The organism is Parvimonas parva (genome assembly GCF_045866535.1).
In the GTDB taxonomy this organism is placed as follows: Bacteria; Bacillota; Clostridia; order Tissierellales; family Peptoniphilaceae; genus Parvimonas; species Parvimonas parva.
Genome location: NZ_AP038371.1, coordinates 1010783 through 1031068, shown reverse-complemented (window position 1 = coordinate 1031068; position 20286 = coordinate 1010783). Strand labels below are relative to the sequence as shown.

Here is a 20286-nt window from a genome sequence, read left to right as displayed (position 1 = left end):
CATTTTTTATTTAACTCTGAAAAAATACTTGAAAATATATATAAAAATACTTGACAATGTATATATATATATATATATAATAGTATGTGTAAAACGTTATTTACAGTAAAAAGGTGTCTTTTTAGCATGATAAATTAAAAATGAAAGGAGGCGTATGGATAAATTAATTCCATACAAAAAGTTTATATGAAAAAATCTAAAAGAATATTTGCGTTTTTGTTTGCATTAGTAATGTTAATGCAGACCACGTTTGTATCGTTTGGAAGTTTTGCAGAAGAAACTCCAAAAAAGTTTAAAGCATACGCTAATTCTAGGACTCCAGAATTTATAGAAATTGGAGAAATAGATGGAGGACAAGTAAAGAACCGTATGGTTGCGTATTGCTTGAATTATAAATTTGCATATCCTAAAGTTAAAGAATTAAAGGATAAGTCAGCTGAATACACTAAATTAGATTCAAAAGATTTGAAGGATTTAGAAACAACAAAAAATGATAAAGATTTGTACGAAAATTTGAGAAGGGTTTTGTATAATGGTTATCCTACTGACGGAGCTCATTTTGTTGAATTTGGTAAGATAAGTGAAAACAGAATGAGATTTTTAACTCAATATGCTATTTGGTATTATACAGATGGAAAGAATGCTAAAGATTTTAACTTATCAGGATCTGAAAAGGAAATTTTTGAATCTTTAATAAATCCTGATTCTGAAAATTTAAGAAAAGTTCCGGATAGTTTTAATCCAACTTTATTTAAAAATGATAAGAGCATAAAAGCAGACAATTCTGCTAATGCTCATAAACCATATTTCCAAAATTTAATAGGGTCTCCTAAGTCTGACGATAAGACTTATGATATTTATGCTCAAAAAGTTTGGGAAGGAATGAAAGGTTCAGATAAACCTGTTGTTGAATTTGAATTACGAGAAAAAAATGGAGATAAAAAAGTTGATATTGCTAACAATCCAGTAGAAATGACAGTTTCTAAAGATGAAGAAATGTCTGATGTAGTTGTTTGGAAAGATTTAAAGAAATCACCAACTGAATATAAAGTTGTTGAAAAATATAAATCTGATGCAGATTCAAAAAAATATATTTCATCTTCATTAACAGGAAATGGTAGAAAAGAATCTCCTTACACAATAACTAATGGTAAATTAAATTCTTCATTTATTTTACAAATAAATGCAAATAAACGTTGGGAAAATGTTAATGGAGTTGAAAAACCGGAAGTTTATTTAGGTTTATTTAGAAAAACTGCAACAAAACCAGAAGAATTAGTTACTAAAGAAATGTTAAATTATGGAATGGGAAAAAACAATCACCCAAATTTTGAAAATCCTATAAAAGTTGATTCTTCTCAAAATGTATTTACAAAACATCTTACTACTCTTAACTTATTAGATAAAGTTGACGGAAATGATCCAAATAGTGAGTCTTATATTTACTTTATGAAAGAGTTGAAAAAAGTAGGAGAAGAATTTAAAGATTTTGATTCTCAAGGTTTTACTAGTAAATTAGAAACTAATAATTTAAAGCCTAATAACCCTATGTTTACTTTTACTAATACCTATACAGGTAAATTTAAAATAAATATAAGTAAGAAAAAAATAACAGGCGAAGATGAATTACAAGGAGCAGATTTAAGAGTTCTTAAATCAACTGGAGAAAATGTAACAAGTTGGACTTCTTCTAATAAGCCAAAAGAAATAGAACTTACAGAAGGTGATTATAAGTTAGTTGAAGATACTGCACCTGCTGGATATGAAAAAGTTTCAGTATTTGAATTTTCAGTTAATAAAAAAGGTGAAGTAACTTTGAAAAATAATGTTGAGGGAGTTAATGTTGATAATTCAAAGAGTACTTTAATCGTTAGAGATAAAGACGAAAAAGTTAGTAAAAATATAAAAATCAGCAAAATTAGTAATGATCAAACACCACTTAAAGATGTTGAAATAAAGATTACTAAGATTAATGATAAAACTAATCTTGATACAGATATTTCTTTAAATCCAGATAAAGATATTGTTGCTAAATTTATAACAACAGGAACAGATGAAGAAATTTCATTAAAACCGGGTTCATATAAGCTTGAAGAAATTTCAACTCCTGAAACTCATGAAAAGTTAGAGAAAGTAATATATTTTGATGTTGATGAAAATGGAACAATAACTTTTAAAGCTGGTGAAGATTATAATAATATCGCTGTTGCTGATAAAGATAAATTAACAGTAATAAATAATAAAAAACCAGAAGAACCAAAGAAAAAAGATATAGTAGTAAGCAAAGTACAACTTGGAGATGATAATAACGTTGTAAAAGAAGTAGTAGGAGCAAAAATACAAATCTTTGAAGGTGAAAACACAAGTGGAAAGAAAGTAGATGAATGGACAACAGAAAGCGGAAAAAATCATGAAGTAAAAGGCTTAGAAGTTGGAAAGAAATATACATTACACGAAGAAGTAGCACCAAAGGGACTAAAGGTAGTAACAGACTTTGTATTTACAGTTGATGAAAATGGCAATGTAAAAGTAGAAACAACATTGACAAGTGGAAAGGCAGAGTTCAAAGACGGAAAACTTATAGTAACAGATGATAAGGAAGTTGTACAACCAGAAGAACCAAAGAAAAAAGATATAGTAGTAAGCAAAGTACAACTTGGAGATGACAATAACGAAGTAAAAGAAGTAGTAGGAGCAAAAATACAAATCTTTGAAGGTGAAAACACAAGTGGAAATAAAGTAGATGAATGGATAACAGAAAGCGGAAAGAATCATGAAGTAAAAGGCTTAGAAGTTGGAAAGAAATATACATTACACGAAGAAGTGGCACCAAAGGGACTAAAGGTAGTAACAGACTTTGTATTTACAGTTGATGAAAATGGCAATGTAAAAGTAGAAACAACATTGACAAGTGGAAAGGCAGAGTTCAAAGACGGAAAACTTATAGTAACAGATGATAAGGAAGTTGTACAACCAGAAGAACCAAAGAAAAAAGATATAGTAGTAAGCAAAGTACAACTTGGAGATGACAATAACGTTGTAAAAGAAGTAGTAGGAGCAAAAATACAAATCTTTGAAGGTGAAAACACAAGTGGAAATAAAGTAGATGAATGGACAACAGAAAGCGGAAAAAATCATGAAGTAAAAGGCTTAGAAGTTGGAAAGAAATATACATTACACGAAGAAGTAGCACCAAAGGGACTAAAGGTAGTAACAGACTTTGTATTTACAGTTGATGAAAATGGCAATGTAAAAGTAGAAACAACATTGACAAGTGGAAAGGCAGAATTCAAAGACGGAAAACTTATAGTAACAGATGATAAGGACGTTGTACAACCTCAAGAACCAAAACCTGAGGAACCAAAACCGGAAAATCCAAGTCTAAAACCGGAACCAAAAGATAATCAAGAACCAAAAATGAAGAAAACTTCAATAGGGTTGAGTTCAAGTATATCAATGGTATTAGTTGGAATGGCAGGATTGGTTATTTCATCAAAGAAAAGAAATAAATAGTAATTAAAAAAGACTGAGGGTCTGTAAATAATTTTGTGTATCAACCTAAATCCTGACACAAGGGTAAGGGTTGATACATTTTTATATGTATCAATGTTTGTCCATTCCTATAGGAATGGAGCTTGTCTTAATTTAACACAACTTTAATAAACTGTCAAATTTTTTAAAAATTTGCAGCTAATTTTATACTCTATTTTTAACTTATCTAAAACCTCCCCTCAAAAAATATTGATAATTGCGATAAGATTTGATCCCAACCACGAATTCTACTTGTCCACTTGCTTGAGGCATCTACCATTGCCAAATACAGACTTTTTTGTAGGGCATAGTCATTTGGAAATATGGTTTTATTTTTCGTTACTTTTCTTAGTTGCCTATTGAAGTTTTCCATGGCGTTTGTTGTGTATATTAGCTTTCTTATTCCTTCTGGATACTTGAAATATGTTGATAATTCTGTCCAGTTGTTTTTCCAAGAACTTACACACATTGGGTATTTTTTACCCCATTTTTCTTCAAAGATTCCTAGATTTGTTAATGCTAAGTCTTCGGTTGGTGCTTTGTATACTGCTTTTAGGTCTTTCATCAGCTCTTTGATGTCTTTGTATGACACATATTTAGTTGAGTTTCTTATTTGGTGGATTATACATTTTTGAATTTCTGCTTTTGGGTATACTGCTTCTATAGCCTGGCTAAATCCTGGTAGGTTATCTGTTGAAACTATTAGGATATCTTCAAGACCTCTTTCTTTTAGTTGATTTAATACTAAGAGCCAGTATTTGCTTGATTCATTTTCTCCTACCCACATTCCTAGTATTTCTTTAAAGCCTTCTAGATTGTAGCCTAGGGCAATGTATACTGCCTTTTTGACTACTATGTTGTTTTCTCTTACATGATAGTGTATAGCGTCTAAGAACACCATAGGATAGACTTTTTCTAATGGTCTATTTTGCCACTCTTCTATTGTTGGTAGAATTTTATTTGTTATTTTTGACACCATTGTTTCTGATATCCCAAAACCATAAATATCTTTTATGTGACTTGATATATCTCTTGTTGTCATACCTTTTCCATACATTGATATTATTTGATTTTCTATGTTTGATATGTCTTTTTCGTATTTTTTTAATGCCTGAGGCTCAAAGGATCCTTCTCTATCTCTAGGAATATTTAAATCTATATTTCCATATGATGATTTAACTGTTTTTTTACTTGAACCATTTCTAGTATTTAATGATAGTGGTTTTTCTCCATATTCATAATCTAAATGCTCATCTAATTCTGCTTTTAATAATTGCTCCATTGTATCACCTAAAAGGTCTTTTAAAGCATCTTGTAGATCTTGAACTGTTTCCGGTTGATATTCTTCGATTAACATCTTAGAAATTTTGTTTAATTTTGTTTCTGATCTCTTTCTTGGCATAAAAATTCCTCCTGATTAGTTTTTCTTTACCCTAATCAGGAGGTTTCTATACACAAAATTTTACACAGTCTCAAGACTGAGTTTATTATAAACTTAGTCTTTTTAATTAAATTGTTTTTAGAATTTTTTGTAAACTTTTGTAAATCATTGGTACTAATATTGAACAAACAATTATTTCTGGAATACCATTAGATATTGCGATTGTGAATAAAAATTTTGCCGGATTAATTTTTAGAACTTCATAAAGTTGACTTGAGCAGAATATGTATGCCATTGATAATACACCGAATGTATTTATCATTGTTCCTATCATACTTGCGATTATCACATTAAATACATTTTTTATATATTTTTTTACAAAAGTAAATGTGTAATATGTTCCAAGTCCTATTAATGCTCTTGGTAATACTGAAACAAATGGATTTACAAACATGAAGGATAATGGGCTTATGCCTGATAAATGTTGAAAAAATGAAAATAATCCAAAAATTAATCCTACAAAGAAAGATACGGTTGGTTTTTCGATTAATGCGATTAAGACTATTGGAATGTGTACGGTTGTTATTCTAACAGGTCCTAATGGTATGAATCCGATAGGTGAAAGTGATAAAATAATTACAAGTGCACTTAATATTCCAATTTTTGTTATAGTTTTTGTTGAAATGTTTTTCATAAATCCTCCTTTATTTTTATGTAAAATTTATTGAAATAAAAATTTTAAGTATTTCAACACGAGTCTAATTATATCAAATTTTTCATTTTATAGCAAAAGTTCAAAAAATTTTTCAATATTTTTTTGTTTTTTTTATGTAAATTTGATATAATTATATTTAATGATAAAATAGTTTTTATTGTTAAACAACAAGGTTCTTATGGATACAAATGATTTGAATTATTGTGAAAATATGGAGGTCTTGTTGGATTAAATTTTTATATAAATGGAGAAATGATGAAAAAAGTTACTTTGATTGCAACTTGTGCTTTTGGACTAGAGGCGATTGTTAAAAGAGAGATAATAAAATTAGGTTTTGATGATATAAATGTTTCTGATGGTAAGGTTGAATTTTTGGCGAATGTTAATGATATAGCAAAGGTTAATCTTTGGGTTAGATGTGCAGAGAGAATTTTGCTTAAATTAGATGAATTTAAAGTTTTAAGTTTTGAAGATTTATATCAAGGAATAAAAAAGATAAAGTGGGAAGACTTGATTTCAGAAAATGATAAATTTCCCGTTAATGCAAATAGTGTTAAGTCTAAACTTTTCAGTTTATCAGATATTCAAAAAATTACAAAGAGGGCTATAGTTGATAGGCTAAAAGATATTTATAATGTTGAATGGTTTGATGAGAGTTCAGATGCTTTGTATTATATAGAAGTTTCTATTTTAAAGGATATTGCGACAGTTACTGTTGATACTTCCGGAGAGGCTTTGCATAAGAGGGGATATAGAAAAAGAGCAGGAGATGCTCCTCTAAAGGAAACTTTGGCAAGTGCTATGATTAGTTTATCTTTTTGGGAGCCAAGCAGAGTATTTTATGACCCATTTTGTGGAAGTGGAACGCTTTGTATTGAGGCATATATGATTGGAAGAAATATTGCTCCCGGAATTATGAGAAATTTTGCTTTTGAAAATTGGAATTTACTTGATAAAGATGCTTTAAAAAACGAAAAAAATAGAGCGAGAGCTTTAATAGATTATGATACAGATTTAAAGATTTTAGGTTCAGATATAGATAAGCGTTCAATTTTAAGAGCTAGGGATAATGCAGATATTTTAGGTGTCGAAGATGAAATTTCTTTTTTCATAAAAGATATGAGAGATGTTGATTTATATAATGAGTATGGAGTTGTAGTAACTAATCCGCCTTATGGTGAACGTATGGGGGATATTAAAGAAGTAGAAAGACTTTATAGAGATTTTGGCGAAAAATTTAAAGAGTTAGACACTTGGAGTGTGTATTTAATAACAAGTATGGAAAGTTTTGAAAGATTGTATGGAAAAAAAGCTGATAGAAAGAGAAAACTTTTTAATGGAAGAATAAAGGTTGACTTTTATCAATTTTATGGGCCTAAACCAAAGTAATGGGAGATAACAGTATGTATATGGATAATTTTACACATTGGAATTTTGAATTAGTAGATTTTATGGAAGATTTGGTTAGAGTTTTCGATAAAACGGGATTAATTGTTTATACTAATTCAAGTATGAAAAAATTTTTAGAAAATGAAGAAGGAAAGTTTTGCTTGTTTTCTGAAGATAATTCAGATAAAGATGATAGAGTTTTTTCTTCTTTGAAGTGTGTTGCTCCAATAGGTTGTAGAGATGATGTTACTACTGAGTTGTTATCGGTTGGAGGAAGAGATTTTTTTGTAAAAAGTAGTCCTATTTTTAACTCTAATAATGAGTATTGGGGTTGTATTGAAGTTTTTAGAGATATTACAGATGTAAATAAATTACAAAATGATTTGATAAAATATCAAAAAATGATAAAGAATGATATGCTAACTGCATCAGATATTCAAAAAGGTCTTTTATCTAAATTAAATCATGTAGATGGATTGGATTTAGAATATAAATACATATCATCTGACCAGTTATCAGGAGATTTTTTTGATGTTATAGAATTACCGAATGATAAAGTTTGTGTTTATATTGCAGATGTTATGGGACATGGTATTTCAGCTAGTATGATAACAATGTTTATAAAATTTTCAGTTAGAATGTTGGTTTATGGAAGAAAAATTGAGCATCCTAGAGAAATACTTATGGCTTTATCAAAGGAATTTTCAAAGTTGAATTTAGAAATGTATTTTACAATATTTTTAGGAATTTATAATAAAAATACTTGTGAGTTTGAATATTCAAATGCCGGACATAATTCTATTCCTATTTTATTTAATAAAAATAAAAATTTACGTTTAGAGTTGAGTGGATTACCTATTTCTTGGTTATTCCAAGATAGTGGATATTCTGTTGGTAAGGCTAAGCTTTGTCATGGTGATTGTCTTTTGTTTTACACAGACGGATTGACTGAAACAAAAAATGAAAATAGAGAAGAATATGGAGAAGAAAGATTTTTTAATGCAGTAGATAAATATAAAAATTCTCTTTTAGGTAGGGAGCTTTTAGATAAATTAGTTGAAGATGTTTCTGAATTTAGATACGGAGTTCAAGAAGATGATATTGCATTATTAAGTATGAGGGTTTTGTAGATGGAATATAATAATTTTGAAATTGACTTTTCAGAAGATTTATGTTTTGATAATTATAGAGAAAAAGGCTTTAAAGCTCTTGATTTCATTTTGAATAAAAATGGATTGGGAAATAAATTTTTAGGTTGGGTTACCCACCCTGAGGTTTATGATAGAGAAGAATATAGTAGAATGAAAAATTTATCTGAAAAGGTAAAAAAAGCAGAGGTTTTAGTTGTAGTTGGAGTTGGAGGAAGTTTTCTCGGCTCTAAAGCAGTTATCAAGGCATTAAAACCATATTTTAAGCAAAATGGTCTGGATATTGTATTTGCCGGAAATAATTTAAGTGGTGATTATTTAAGTGAATTGGTTGATTATATTAAAGATAAAGATTTTTATATAAATGTAATTTCAAAATCCGGAAGTACTTTTGAAACAGCTATTGCTTTTAGAGTTTTAAAAGAGCTTTGTGAAGAAAAATATGGAAAAGAATCTGTAAATAGAATTATAGTTACAACAGATTCAAAAAAAGGAATATTAAAAGAAATGAGTGAAAAGGTCGGCTATGAAACTTTTTGTGTTCCTGATGATATTGGAGGAAGATTTTCAGTTTTAACTGCCGTTGGATTATTTCCAATTATGTCTGCCGGAATTGATACCGATGCTATATTACTTGGAGCTAACGACGGACTGGAAGAATATACGAAAAAAAGTTTAAATAATGTTGCTTTAAAATATGCAATTATTAGAAATGCAATGTTTGAAGATGAGAAAAAAGAAATAGAATATTTAGTAGCTCACGAATTTAAACTTTCTTATTTTCAAGAATGGTGGAAACAATTATTTGCAGAAAGCGAAGGTAAAAATGGTAAAGGACTTTATGTTGAAAGCGCTATTTTTACAAGAGATTTGCATTCTTTTGGTCAGATGATTCAAGACGGAAATAAGATAACTTTTGAAACTATAATTGAAGTTGAAAATTTAAAAAATGATATTATAATTCCTTTTGTTGAAGATGATTTTGACAAATTGAATTACTTATCAAAAAAATCTTTAAATGATATAAATAAAGTTGCTGTAACAGCAACTAGAAAGGCTCATACAGACGGGAAAGTTCCTACTGTAAAGATAAAAATTCCAAGATTGGACGCATATAATATTGGTAAATTAATTTACTTTTTTGAAATGTCTTGTGCTATTTCAGCCTATATGTTAGGGGTTAATCCTTTTGACCAACCTGGAGTTGATAATTATAAAAAAAATATGTATCAATTATTAGAAAAAATGTAGAGGAGGAAGAAAAATGTATCTAAACTATATAAATGCTCTTTTGAAAAAAGGAAAGAAAACTTTTAAAGATTATTTACAAGTTCAAGGCATATTAGTATTGTTAGCGTTGATTACTTCATTGGTAGCCATTTATCTTATGAATTATTCAGGTAGATTTAAAGCAGGGCTTATTATGGGTATTTTGGAAATTGTTCCTATTATAGGAAACGGACTTTATCTTTGCTATCAAATTGTAGTTAATTTGATAAAAGGAGAGGCTGTTATTGCATCAAATTTGGCTGTATTGTATCTTACAATATTGATTGTTAGATTAGTTTTAGAACCAATTTTATTAGGTAGGAAAGTTAATTTTAGAATTGCAATTATAATAGTTTTAGGAATTATCTTTAGAATTGTTGGTGGAAATAAAGGATTATCTATAATAGCCGTAATTATATTTATTTTAAATACTCTAATAAATATTAATGAAATTTATTCTTTTGAACAAAAAAGAAAAATGAGAGAAAGAAAAGAAAAAAGACTTAGACAAAGAGAAATGAGAAAGAAATATGATTATGAAAATGTAGGAGGGGAATATGATAATTAATAATTTTTTACCTATTGAATTAAAAGATGCTAGAAAAATTGTTGATGAAGTAGATATTGAAGAAAGATTTGAAAAAATATATTTTAATGATGCATTAAAAAGGGTTTTAGCAGAAGATATAGTATCACAAGTTAATATACCAAGTTTTGACAAATCACCTTTGGACGGCTATGCTTTTAGAAAAGAAGATGTTGAAAAAGCAACAAAAGAAAGCCCGATAGTTCTTGAAGTTATTGATGTAATAATGGCTGGGGAGGTTTCTGAAAAATCAGTATTTGAAGGACAAGCTGTTAGAATAATGACAGGCGCAAAAGTTCCAAATGGTGCTAATTGTATTGTTAGGTATGAAGATACAGAATTTTCTGAAAAAGAAGTTAAAATTTTTTCTCCGATAGGTAAAAATGTAAATATAGTTAAATTAGGAGAAGATGTAAAAAAAGGCGATATAATTATAAAAAAAGGAACAGTTATAACTCCTGCTGAAATTGGAGTTTTAGCAAGTCTTGGAATTCCTTTTGTTAAAGTTTTTAAATCTCCTGTGGTTAGTGTATTTGCAACAGGTAGTGAATTGCTTGATGTTACAGACGAAATGGAAGATGGAAAGATAAGAAATAGTAATAGCTATACCATTGAACAACTTGGAAAAATGTATAATGCTGATGTTATTCAATACGGAAAAGTTGAGGACGACTTGGATACCTTGGTTGATATGTATGAAAAAGCTATAAGAAATAGTGATATAGTTATTTCTACCGGAGGAATTTCTGTTGGAGATAGTGATTTTGTTTTGACTGCGCTTGATAAAATAGGTGTTGAAACTATTTTTACAAGAGTTTCTGCAAAACCGGGTGGACATGTTTTCTTTGGTAAGTATAAAAATAAATTTATTTTTGCACTATCAGGGAATCCTGCTGCATCTTTTATGAATTTTTATCTCTATGTTAGACCGATAATTTTAAAAATGCAAAATAAAAATGTAGATATGCTTAAAGTTAAAAGTGAATTGATTAACGGGTTCGAAAAGAAAGCTAAAGTAGATAGAATATTAAGAGCAAATACATTTTATAAAGATGGAAAATACTTTACAGAGCTTGAAGAAAGACAAGAATCAGGAGTATTATCCACAATGGTAGGTAAAAATTCCATAGTAATTGTTCCAAAGGAAACTAAAATTTCTAAAGGAGAAATTGTTGATGTGGAGTTTTTATATGAAAACTAAAGCAATATCTATTGTCGGAGAATGTTCCAATGTCGGTAAGACAACTTTAATAAAAAATTTGCTTGAAATTTTTTCAAAAGAAGGTTTAAAAGTAGGAGTTATAAAGCATCATCATAAAGAGTTCGACTTTGATAGAGAAGGAAAGGACAGTTATATTTTTTCGCAAAGTGGTGCAAGTTGTGTTAAAATGATAAGTCCCAACAGAGTTATAACGGTTGAAAATTTAAATTATGAAAAATCGCTAAATGATGTGTTAGAAACAATGACTGAGTATGATTTTATTTTAGTTGAAGGATATAAATGGGAAAAACTAGATAGAATTGAAATTTATAGAAGTGGATATTCAACAAAGATAATTTCTGAAAAAGAAAAATTAATAGCAATAGTTTCAGATATTGAGCATAATTTGGATATTAAACAATTTAAGCCTGATGAATATGAAAAAATTGCAAAAATAATAAAAGAATATTTTAAAATTTAAATGAGGTGCCATAGCATCTCATTTTTTTGAAAATTATTTTTTAAATTTTGTTTTTTATATGCTTGTTTTAGTTTTATTTAAAGTTTTTATTGTAGAATGTAATAAAATGGAAATGATATGTATTGAAAAAATATTAGGTATATGTTATACTTTAACAGTTAATGAGGAGGTGATTTTGTGAGATATTTGGAAGTTTTTAATAGTTATAAAAATTCAAATAGGATTGCTTATATATGTAATGAAAAATCCATTTCATATAGTGAGCTTATGCTATATTCAGATAGACTTGCAAAATATATTTTAGAAAATTTTGAAAATGGAAATAAAGATGCCATTCCTGTATATGGACATAAAGATTTTTTAATGTTAGTTAGCTTTTTGGCTTGTACAAAGTCTGGGCACCCTTATTGCCCTATGGATATTTCTTTTACTAAAAATAGAGTAGAAGATGTTTTAAGTGTTACAGAATCAAAATTTTCAATTTTTACTGAAGATTTAGTTGTCGATGAAAAATACAATTTATTAAATAGAAAAAACATTCTTGATATTATCCACGATGAAAAATATGATGATATTTCTACTGACGGATTATATGAAATTAGTGGAGATGATATTGTCTATATAATTTTTACATCCGGAAGTACAGGAAAACCTAAAGGAGTGCAAATAACTTACGATAATTTAAACAATTATATTAATTGGATACATAATGTTGTAGGCAATGAGAAAAATAAAGTTTATTTGAATCAGGCTCCTTTTTCTTTTGACTTATCCGTAATGGATTTGTATTTGTCTTTATATTCAGAATCTACATTATTTGCTATAACTAAGGAAGATCAACAAGATTTTTCTAAACTTTATGCAAATTTAGAAAAGTCCAATATTACAAATTGGGTTTCTACGCCATCATTTGCTGATATGTGTTTGTCTTTAAAGGAGTTTAATTCTGAAAATATTAAAAATTTAAAGTATTTCTTATTCTGTGGAGAGGTTTTGACAAAGAAAACTGCTCAAAGGTTAAGGGAGAGATTTCCGAATGCAAAAGTTATAAATACTTATGGTCCAACTGAATCAACAGTTTGTATTACGGATATTTTAGTTACAGATGATGTACTAGAAAAGTTCGATATTATTCCACTTGGAGATACAAAAAATGGAACTAGAATTGAAATTAGAGAAAATGATAGAGTTTTAAATGACGGAGAGGTTGGAGAAATTGTAATAATCGGCGATACTGTAAGTAGTGGTTATTATAAAAATCCTGCTCAAACAGAAAAGGCGTTTTTTGTTGCTGATGATGGACAAAGAGGATATAGAACCGGTGATTTAGGATATTTTAAAGATGGAAATTTATTTTTCTCAAACAGAAAAGATTTTCAAGTTAAGTTAAATGGGTATAGAATAGAACTTGGAGATATTGAGAGTAATCTTTTGAATGTTGAAGGGGTAATCTCTTGTTGTGCATTGCCAAATTACGATTTGGATAATAAAGTTAAGAGTATCACTGCTGTTATGGTTTGTAATGATGTTACAGATGAGAAAGCATATACGAAGTTTTTAAAGGAAGAGTTACAAAAATATGTTCCAAGTTATATGGTACCTAAAAAATTTAAATTTTTAGAAAAATTACCAATGAATAACAATGGAAAGATAGATAGAAAAGAATTAAAGAAAATTTTAGAAAGTAAGTAGGAAGGATTGTTATGGAAGAAAAAGTTTTTGAAATTTTAGAGGACATTTGTGAAGAAGATTTAAGAGAAACACCTGATATGAATATATTTGAAGAGGGTCTTATGGATTCACTTGGACTTGTTAGATTCATAGTTGAGGTTGAAGAAAATTTAGGAATTACTTTAGGAATAATGGAATTGGATAAGGAAGTGGTTAATACTCCAAATAAAATTATCGAATTTTTAAAGAGTAGGAATTAAATATGGAGTTTTTTAGTGGTTTAAATTTTTGGCTAATACTTATTTTAATGATTGTACCGGCTGTAATTTTTGGCATTAAAGAAAAGAAAAATAAATATTATATTTTAGCTGTATCACTTATTTTTTGCTTTTTAGTTTATTCAAAAAGTAAAACTTCACTATTTTCGCTTATTTTGTTTATAATATATGAATTTTCACTTATAAAAATATATTTAAAGTTGAAAAGTGAAAATAAATTTGATAAGGTATCCATTTTTATAATTTTAAGTTTGATGCCACTTGTTTTAGCTCGTGTATTACCTTTTACAAAAATTCATTATAAATTAGGATTTTTAGGAATATCATATATCACTTTTAAAGTAATGCAAATGCTTATAGAAATAAAAGACGGCTTAATCAAAGAAGTAAAATTTGTAGATTATTTACTATTTATGATATTTTTTCCAACACTTGCCTCAGGACCTATAGATAGAAGTAGAAGATTTTTAAAAGATTTTGAAACTAAATTTACTAAAGATGAGTATTTGGATAATTTAGGAAAGGGAATAGAATATATTTTACAAGGCTTGGTGTATAAATTAATTTTATCTCAGGTTATTTTTGATAAAATGGAAATTGTTGCTAATAAAAGTTACACAATTCCAAACCTATTGATATATATGTACCTATATGGTTTCTATCTGTTTTTCGACTTTGCAGGTTACAGTTTAATGGCTGTGGGTGTTAGTAAAATATTTGGAATAGAAACACCTATGAACTTTAATAAACCATTTTTAGCAAAGGATATGAAAGACTTCTGGAATAGATGGCATATCAGTTTATCACACTGGTTTAGAGATTTTATTTTCAGTAGATTAGTTTTTAAAATGTTTAAAAATAAAACCTTTAAAAAACAATTAACGACAGCAATGGTTGCATATATAGTTAATATGACTGTTATGGGTATTTGGCATGGACTTAATTTAAGCTATCTTTTGTACGGCTTATACCATGGTATGATTCTTGCAATCACAGAGTATTTTCAAAAGACTAAGTTTTATAAATCAAATAAAAACAAAAAATGGTTTGAATATTCATCAATTTTTGTTACATTTAATTTAGTTATGTTCGGATTTTTCATATTTTCTGAAAAATTTGTCTATATTTTACGAATTTTAGGAGGTAGATTATGGTAAAAAAAGAAACCAAAGAATTTTGGCTTAGAGTTGTTTTTTATACTATAATGATGACAAGCCTTATAATTTTTTGCGCTTTGTATGATTTTAATGTCGTAAAAGAATTTATATATAGTAATTTTTAGGAGTTGTTATGAAAAGATTAAAAGCTTTATGTTTGTCGGTTGTTTTATCTTCGATTATTTCTTATTCATTTTTAAATTTTTACACAAAAGGAAGTGAAGATTTAACTGTTAAAAACAATTCGATAAGATATAATGTATCATATGAAAAATATAATTCTCATGATGTTTTAGTAAATAATATAAATAAAAATACAATACTACTTCTTGGTTCATCTGAACTTACAGTAGGAAATGATTTTGAAGAGCATCCTAGACAATTTTTAGATTTTTCAGATAAAAATATTATGCAGATAGGTGGAGGATACTATCAAAGCTTGATGCATTCTATTATTTTGGGTTCTATAGGTAATGAGGTTCCAAATAAAACCGTTAATTTCATTTTGTCTATGCAATGGTTTGATAAAGAAGGGGCTAATCCTAATGCTTTTCAGCCTAGATTTTCTCTAGATCATTTGAATAATCTTTATAGAAATGAAAAATTATCTAAAGAAACAAAAGAAAAAATCTATAATAGAATACTAGAACTTTCTTCTAATAACGAAATAACTAAAACAACTATTTCTAGAATGAAGAGAGATAATTATTTTGATAAAATTTTGAATAAATTGTATTATAGAAAATATAAATTTATTTGTAATAATAATTTTTTAAAAGAATATAAGAGAGATAATAGTGTAAATAATAAAAAATTTTCAAAAGATATTGATTGGGAAAATTTAAAAAATAAGGCTATAGAAAGAGGAAAATTAGAAACTACAAATAATAAATATTTTTTAGAAAATAAATATTTTAATCATTTTATAAAGAATAAGTTTAAGAAACTAAAATCATCAGATAAAAATATAACTTTTGGAGAAAGTCCAGAGTATAAAGATTTACAATTGTTTTTGGATGTTGCAAAAGAATTGGGCTTTAAAGTTAATCTTTTTTTAGTTCCGCTTCAAGGATATTGGGCAGATTATACCGAAGTTCCTAAATCTGAAATTGAAAAATATTATGTAAAAATTAGAAAAATAGCAAAAGACAACAATGTTAATTTAATAGATTATAGTGAATATTCATACACTCCATATTTCTTTAAAGATATAACTCATTTGGGAAGACTTGGACTTTTAAAGTTACAAGAAGATTTATTAAAATATAATGATTAAAAAGGGTTATTGTAAAATTAAATATAATTTTACAATAACTTTTTTAATTTCAATTTAATTTTTTAATATTTTTTAATAATTTTTATTAATTTTATGTTATAATATATTTAGATAAAGTAAAATTTAATAAAATTAATCTGAATTTAGAGGAGTTGGTATTATGACTAAGAAAAAACTTATTTATTTGATTTCTACAATTGTAGTTGTATTGCTTTTATTTCTTGGATATACTTTATCAAAAAATTATTCTAATTTTGGAAAAAATATTTATGAAACAAAAGAATTGGCTTATGAAAATTTTAATAATGAACATAAAACCTTTGGATATATAGATACTCATAAATTTAATTATAAAGATGACGATTTTTATTTAGTTTTTTATGGGGGAAAAGAGGGGGTAGCAGTTAAAGCTTTAAAAACTACAAAGAAAAGCGAAAAATTTTTGTGGCTAAAAAAAGATGGCTATGTAATTGAATCAAGTGCTGGTTTTATATTTGGAGAAAAAAACAATTCTGTTCGAGCTTGGGGCTTTGAGTTTGGAAAAAAATTTTGGATTTCAATAGGAAATCCTAATGATAGATTGGAACCAAGCGTTAAATTTAAAAATTATAATACTATAGAAAAAGGAAATAAAAATTTAAATGGTATAGAAGTTAAATTTGAGGTATTTGAAATAAAATAGTTAAATTTTATGTTAAAAATTCATACTATTTTTTTCTTTGTGATATTTTATTTAAAGCGAAATATAATGAAAAAATCTTTTTTTAATGTAAATACTTAAAAAAATAGTTTTTTTTGAATAAATTTGAAAAAAATATTAAAAAAAGTAATAAAAGGTATTGAAATTTTTTCAAAACTACACTATAATTTAAGTATACTATAATATTGTAATGAATATCCAAAATATTAGTACATACTTGGGTAGAGTTATAGTAAAAATTTTAGGAGGTATATTAGAATGAGAGTAGAAAAAGGATTACTTTATACTAAAGATCATGATTGGGTAAAAGTTGAAGGAAACATCGCAACAGTTGGTTTAGCTGACTATGCACAAGACCACTTAGGAGATATCGTTTATGTTGAACTTCCAGAAGTTGATGATGAAGTTGAAGCTGGCGATTCTTTAGCATCAGTTGAATCTGTAAAAGCTGCAAGTGATATCAACGCTCCTGTTTCAGGAAAAATTATTGAAGTTAACGAAGTATTAGATGATGAACCAGGTGAAATCAACAAAGATTGTTATGCTGCTTGGGTTTGCAAAATTGAAATGTCTAATCCAGCTGAATTAGAAGAATTAACTAATGACGCTGATTATGAAGCATCATTATAATAATTTCTTAAAATTATTTATTTAATAAATGCCACCTAAGGTGGCATTTATTTTTTTAAAAGGAGGGTTTATGACAGACAATTCTAGAAGTACAAATTTAAAATTAGGTATTATTTTTATGATTATTTCTACACTTGGTTTTAGTTTTATGCAAATTTTTGTAAAGCTGACATCAGGAAAATTTACACTTATGCAACAAGTTTTTATGAGAAATTTTGTTATGTTGATTATTTGTACTGTTTATATTTTAATAAAAGGGAGTAGTTTTTTTGGAAATAAAAGAAATAGAAAACTACTTTGTATGAGGTCCGCTTTTGGATATGCAGGAACTATTTTTAATTTTTATGCTATAAATAATATGGTAGTTGCAGATGCAGGGATATTACAAAGGACAAGCCCTATTTTTGTGGTTTTAATCGCTTGTTTTATATTTAAGGAAAAATTTACTTTGGAAAGATTTTTGACTTTAACTTTTTCATTTATAGGTGCTATCTTTGTTGTAAGACCACAATTTGATTCAAGATTATTTCCATCTATAGTTGCTATGACTTCTGCACTTAGCGCATCTATTGCATATATGTGTGTTTCAAGAATCGGAAAAACTGAAAGAACTGAAACTATAATTTTTATATTTTCATTATTTTCAACTGTTTGTAGTTTTCCTTTTATATTTAAAGATTTTGTAATGCCGGATTTGAAAATTTTTATTTATTTGATTTTAATAGGAGTTGCATCATCAGTTGGTCAATTTGGATTAACAATCAGCTATCAATATGCAAATGCCTCTGATGTTAGTATCTTTAATTATTTAGGAATAGTTTTTGTTGTTATTTTGGGTAAATTAATACTAAATGAATCAGTTAGTATCTATAGTTTAATAGGAATTATACTTATTTTTTCTATGTCATTGATGTCATATCTTTCAAATACAAGGGAAAATAATGAAAAAAAATCATTAAAATAGTAAATATTACAATTTTTTAATATTTTTGAGTTTTTCTTTTGAAAAATGCTCTAATTTTTGTAATCATTCTGTAACCTTTGGAAAATGGGGAACAAAAAAACAAAAAAAGTTACAAAAATGTTAAAATTACTTATTTTTGGCTAAAAAGATTGTTAAATTGTATGATTTTTTGTAAAAAACTTTTGAAAAAGTTACAATTTGTTGACGATTTTAGATAAAATCATTATAATTCTATTATCAGGTTATAGCTGATTAATTAAATAAGGAGTGATTATTTGAAAAGAGCAATATTTAGAAGTATTTTAGCATGTTTGTGTGTTTATGCTATATTTTCTGGATTTTCATCTAAGTCATTTGCGAACGAAAAGGTTAGAGGTTTTGTAATTTCATCAGAATCCGAATCTAAAACCATTGAAAAAGTGAATAACAGAATTTTAGATAGTGCTAATGGTAGTTCTTCTAAAATATCTTATGTAGTTAATATAGATGATAAAATTAGCTTCAGTTTGGCAGGTTTGCTTTCATTGGATAAGAATGGAGTTGTTATCCCTGTAAAGGATGGCAATATTGATGAAAACTCAAAAAATATTCTAAAAAATAGTGAGCAAGTGTATGTTGTTGGAGATAGCAGTTCAATTTCAGATGATGTTTTAAACAATTTAGAGATTAAATTCCAAAGAATTGGTTCTACTAATTCTGAAGATACTAATGCTTATGTAAATAAGTTTTTAGGAAATAGAGAGCTTTTAGTTGTTGATGTTAAGGAAAGTTCCGATGTTTTAGGAGCGATTCATTATGCACATATCTATAATATGAATTTGTATCTTTTTGATTCAACAAAGAATATTAATGAAAAATTAATTTCAGAAAATGAAAATAGTATATATTTCTTTGACGGAGTAAATTCTGTTAAAGATGATGTAAAAGCTAAAATTTACGATTTATCAAAAAAAGATAAAAAAGAAATAAAAAGTTATTCTTTAGATGGAAAAGACTTATTAAAGATATTTAAAGATAAGTACGCGTCAAAATTAAATGAAAATGTAGTTTTATCAGAAAGAGGTAACTTGATAGATATGTTAAGTTCATATATCTTAGCTGATAAGAGTGGTTATGGCTATTTAATTATTGATTCAAATTCTATGAATTTAGAAATTGAAAAAATGCTTAAAAAATCTAATGTTAAAAGTTTGAACTTTGTTTCAACTGATGAGTTAGGTAAATATGTATCTTTTAGAGCGATATTATCTTCATTGAATAATGAAGAAGTTACCGGCTTTGAAGTCGAAAAATCTAAGAATGAAATTATTTTATCAGATTTAAGTTCTGATAAAAAGGGTGGAAATTCAGTTTCAGAAGAGGTTACTGTTAAAAAAGATGAAACTATTATTGACGGAAAGGTTGTTTCAAAAGAACAAGAAAAAACTCCTGAGACTGTTGAAACAGTGAAATCTGGAGAATTAAATTATAGTAAAGTTTTAACTATGGATGCAACTTCTTATACAGATGACCCTGCTGAAAATGGTGGTTACAGTACAACTCGTATGGGAACTCCACTTAGATATGGTGTAGTAGCTGTTGACCCTTCAGTTATTCCTTTGGGAACTAAACTTTATGTTGAAGGATATGGTTATGCAGTTGCAGAAGATACAGGTGGTGCTATAAAAGGCAACAGGATTGACGTTTGTTATACTGATAAAGCAAAGGCACATGCTTTTGGAAGAAGAAATGTAAAAGTTTATATTTTAAAATAATTTTAAACGATAAAATTGAGAGCAAAAGCTCTCTTTTTTTGTTGACTGAATTTCTTTGTATTAAAATACTGAAAAAAATTAACCTGATGTAAATTTGATTTGAAATAGACAATCGTTTTTTAATATGGTATAATAAAATCAACATTAATGAACTT

At 27.3% G+C, this 20286-nt stretch carries 18 protein-coding genes; 16 read left to right on the top strand and 2 right to left on the bottom strand.

The genetic code is table 11. The features are described 5' to 3' along the window. Positions 1–186 precede the first annotated feature (186 nt). On the top strand, positions 187–3513 hold the full coding sequence (locus ACKTSI_RS05070; RefSeq protein ID WP_407862621.1) for a SpaA isopeptide-forming pilin-related protein: 3327 nt from the start codon (positions 187–189) through the stop codon (positions 3511–3513). A gap of 205 nt (positions 3514–3718) precedes the next feature. Here ACKTSI_RS05070 and ACKTSI_RS05065 read toward each other — a convergent pair whose 3' ends face one another. Continuing rightward, complete coding sequence (locus tag ACKTSI_RS05065) at positions 3719–4933, bottom strand: IS256 family transposase (protein ID WP_407862556.1); 1215 nt, start codon at positions 4931–4933, stop codon at positions 3719–3721. A 106-nt stretch (positions 4934–5039) separates the two neighbouring features. Continuing rightward, positions 5040–5606 (bottom strand): ECF transporter S component, encoded by a 567-nt coding sequence (locus ACKTSI_RS05060; RefSeq protein ID WP_407862620.1) that lies wholly within the window; start codon positions 5604–5606, stop codon positions 5040–5042. 276 nt (positions 5607–5882) lie between these two features. On the opposite strand from ACKTSI_RS05060, the gene ACKTSI_RS05055 reads away from it, so the two are divergent. From ACKTSI_RS05055 to ACKTSI_RS04985, 15 genes are all read left to right on the top strand, one after another. Next, on the top strand, positions 5883–7016 hold the full coding sequence (locus ACKTSI_RS05055; RefSeq protein WP_308578052.1) for a class I SAM-dependent RNA methyltransferase: 1134 nt from the start codon (positions 5883–5885) through the stop codon (positions 7014–7016). 14 nt (positions 7017–7030) lie between these two features. After that, on the top strand, positions 7031–8146 hold the full coding sequence (locus tag ACKTSI_RS05050; RefSeq protein ID WP_407862619.1) for a SpoIIE family protein phosphatase: 1116 nt from the start codon (positions 7031–7033) through the stop codon (positions 8144–8146). Then, the gene (locus ACKTSI_RS05045) at positions 8147–9415 is read left to right on the top strand and encodes a glucose-6-phosphate isomerase (protein WP_407862618.1); all 1269 of its coding nucleotides are present in this window, start codon (positions 8147–8149) and stop codon (positions 9413–9415) included. Between the two features lie 13 nt (positions 9416–9428). Next, a complete protein-coding gene (locus tag ACKTSI_RS05040) occupies positions 9429–10001 on the top strand; it encodes an AI-2E family transporter (RefSeq protein ID WP_407862617.1) in 573 nt (190 codons plus the stop codon). After that, on the top strand, positions 9991–11220 hold the full coding sequence (glp, locus tag ACKTSI_RS05035; RefSeq protein WP_407862616.1) for a gephyrin-like molybdotransferase Glp: 1230 nt from the start codon (positions 9991–9993) through the stop codon (positions 11218–11220). The genes ACKTSI_RS05040 and glp overlap by 11 nt, the downstream gene beginning before the upstream one ends. Beyond that, positions 11210–11701 carry a molybdopterin-guanine dinucleotide biosynthesis protein B gene (gene mobB / locus ACKTSI_RS05030; RefSeq protein ID WP_068473190.1) on the top strand — a complete coding sequence of 164 codons (492 nt, stop codon included), beginning with the start codon at positions 11210–11212 and terminating at the stop codon, positions 11699–11701. Before glp ends, mobB begins: the two co-directional genes overlap by 11 nt. 177 nt (positions 11702–11878) lie before the next feature. Continuing rightward, entirely contained in the window at positions 11879–13393 is a 1515-nt protein-coding gene (dltA, locus tag ACKTSI_RS05025) for a D-alanine--poly(phosphoribitol) ligase subunit DltA (protein ID WP_407862615.1), read from the top strand. Between the two features lie 11 nt (positions 13394–13404). Continuing rightward, positions 13405–13632: a D-alanine--poly(phosphoribitol) ligase subunit DltC gene (gene dltC, locus ACKTSI_RS05020; protein WP_068472899.1), complete on the top strand. Its 228-nt coding sequence runs from the start codon at positions 13405–13407 to the stop codon at positions 13630–13632. Positions 13633–13634: 2 nt separating this feature from the next. After that, a complete protein-coding gene (gene dltB / locus ACKTSI_RS05015) occupies positions 13635–14807 on the top strand; it encodes a D-alanyl-lipoteichoic acid biosynthesis protein DltB (RefSeq protein WP_407862614.1) in 1173 nt (390 codons plus the stop codon). Further along, a complete protein-coding gene (locus ACKTSI_RS05010) occupies positions 14801–14932 on the top strand; it encodes a hypothetical protein (RefSeq protein ID WP_255353727.1) in 132 nt (43 codons plus the stop codon). The genes dltB and ACKTSI_RS05010 overlap by 7 nt, the downstream gene beginning before the upstream one ends. Positions 14933–14940: 8 nt before the next feature. Further along, on the top strand, positions 14941–16083 hold the full coding sequence (gene dltD, locus ACKTSI_RS05005) for a D-alanyl-lipoteichoic acid biosynthesis protein DltD (protein ID WP_407862613.1): 1143 nt from the start codon (positions 14941–14943) through the stop codon (positions 16081–16083). Positions 16084–16243: 160 nt separating this feature from the next. Beyond that, positions 16244–16765, top strand: coding sequence for a hypothetical protein (locus ACKTSI_RS05000; RefSeq protein ID WP_311526245.1), 522 nt, complete (start codon positions 16244–16246; stop codon positions 16763–16765). Positions 16766–17041: 276 nt separating this feature from the next. After that, positions 17042–17413 carry a glycine cleavage system protein GcvH gene (gene gcvH / locus ACKTSI_RS04995; RefSeq protein WP_068472897.1) on the top strand — a complete coding sequence of 124 codons (372 nt, stop codon included), beginning with the start codon at positions 17042–17044 and terminating at the stop codon, positions 17411–17413. Between the two features lie 70 nt (positions 17414–17483). Then, positions 17484–18377: a DMT family transporter gene (locus ACKTSI_RS04990; RefSeq protein ID WP_201275392.1), complete on the top strand. Its 894-nt coding sequence runs from the start codon at positions 17484–17486 to the stop codon at positions 18375–18377. Positions 18378–18652: 275 nt separating this feature from the next. Further along, positions 18653–20131, top strand: coding sequence for a 3D domain-containing protein (locus tag ACKTSI_RS04985; RefSeq protein ID WP_407862612.1), 1479 nt, complete (start codon positions 18653–18655; stop codon positions 20129–20131). Positions 20132–20286 lie beyond the last annotated feature (155 nt).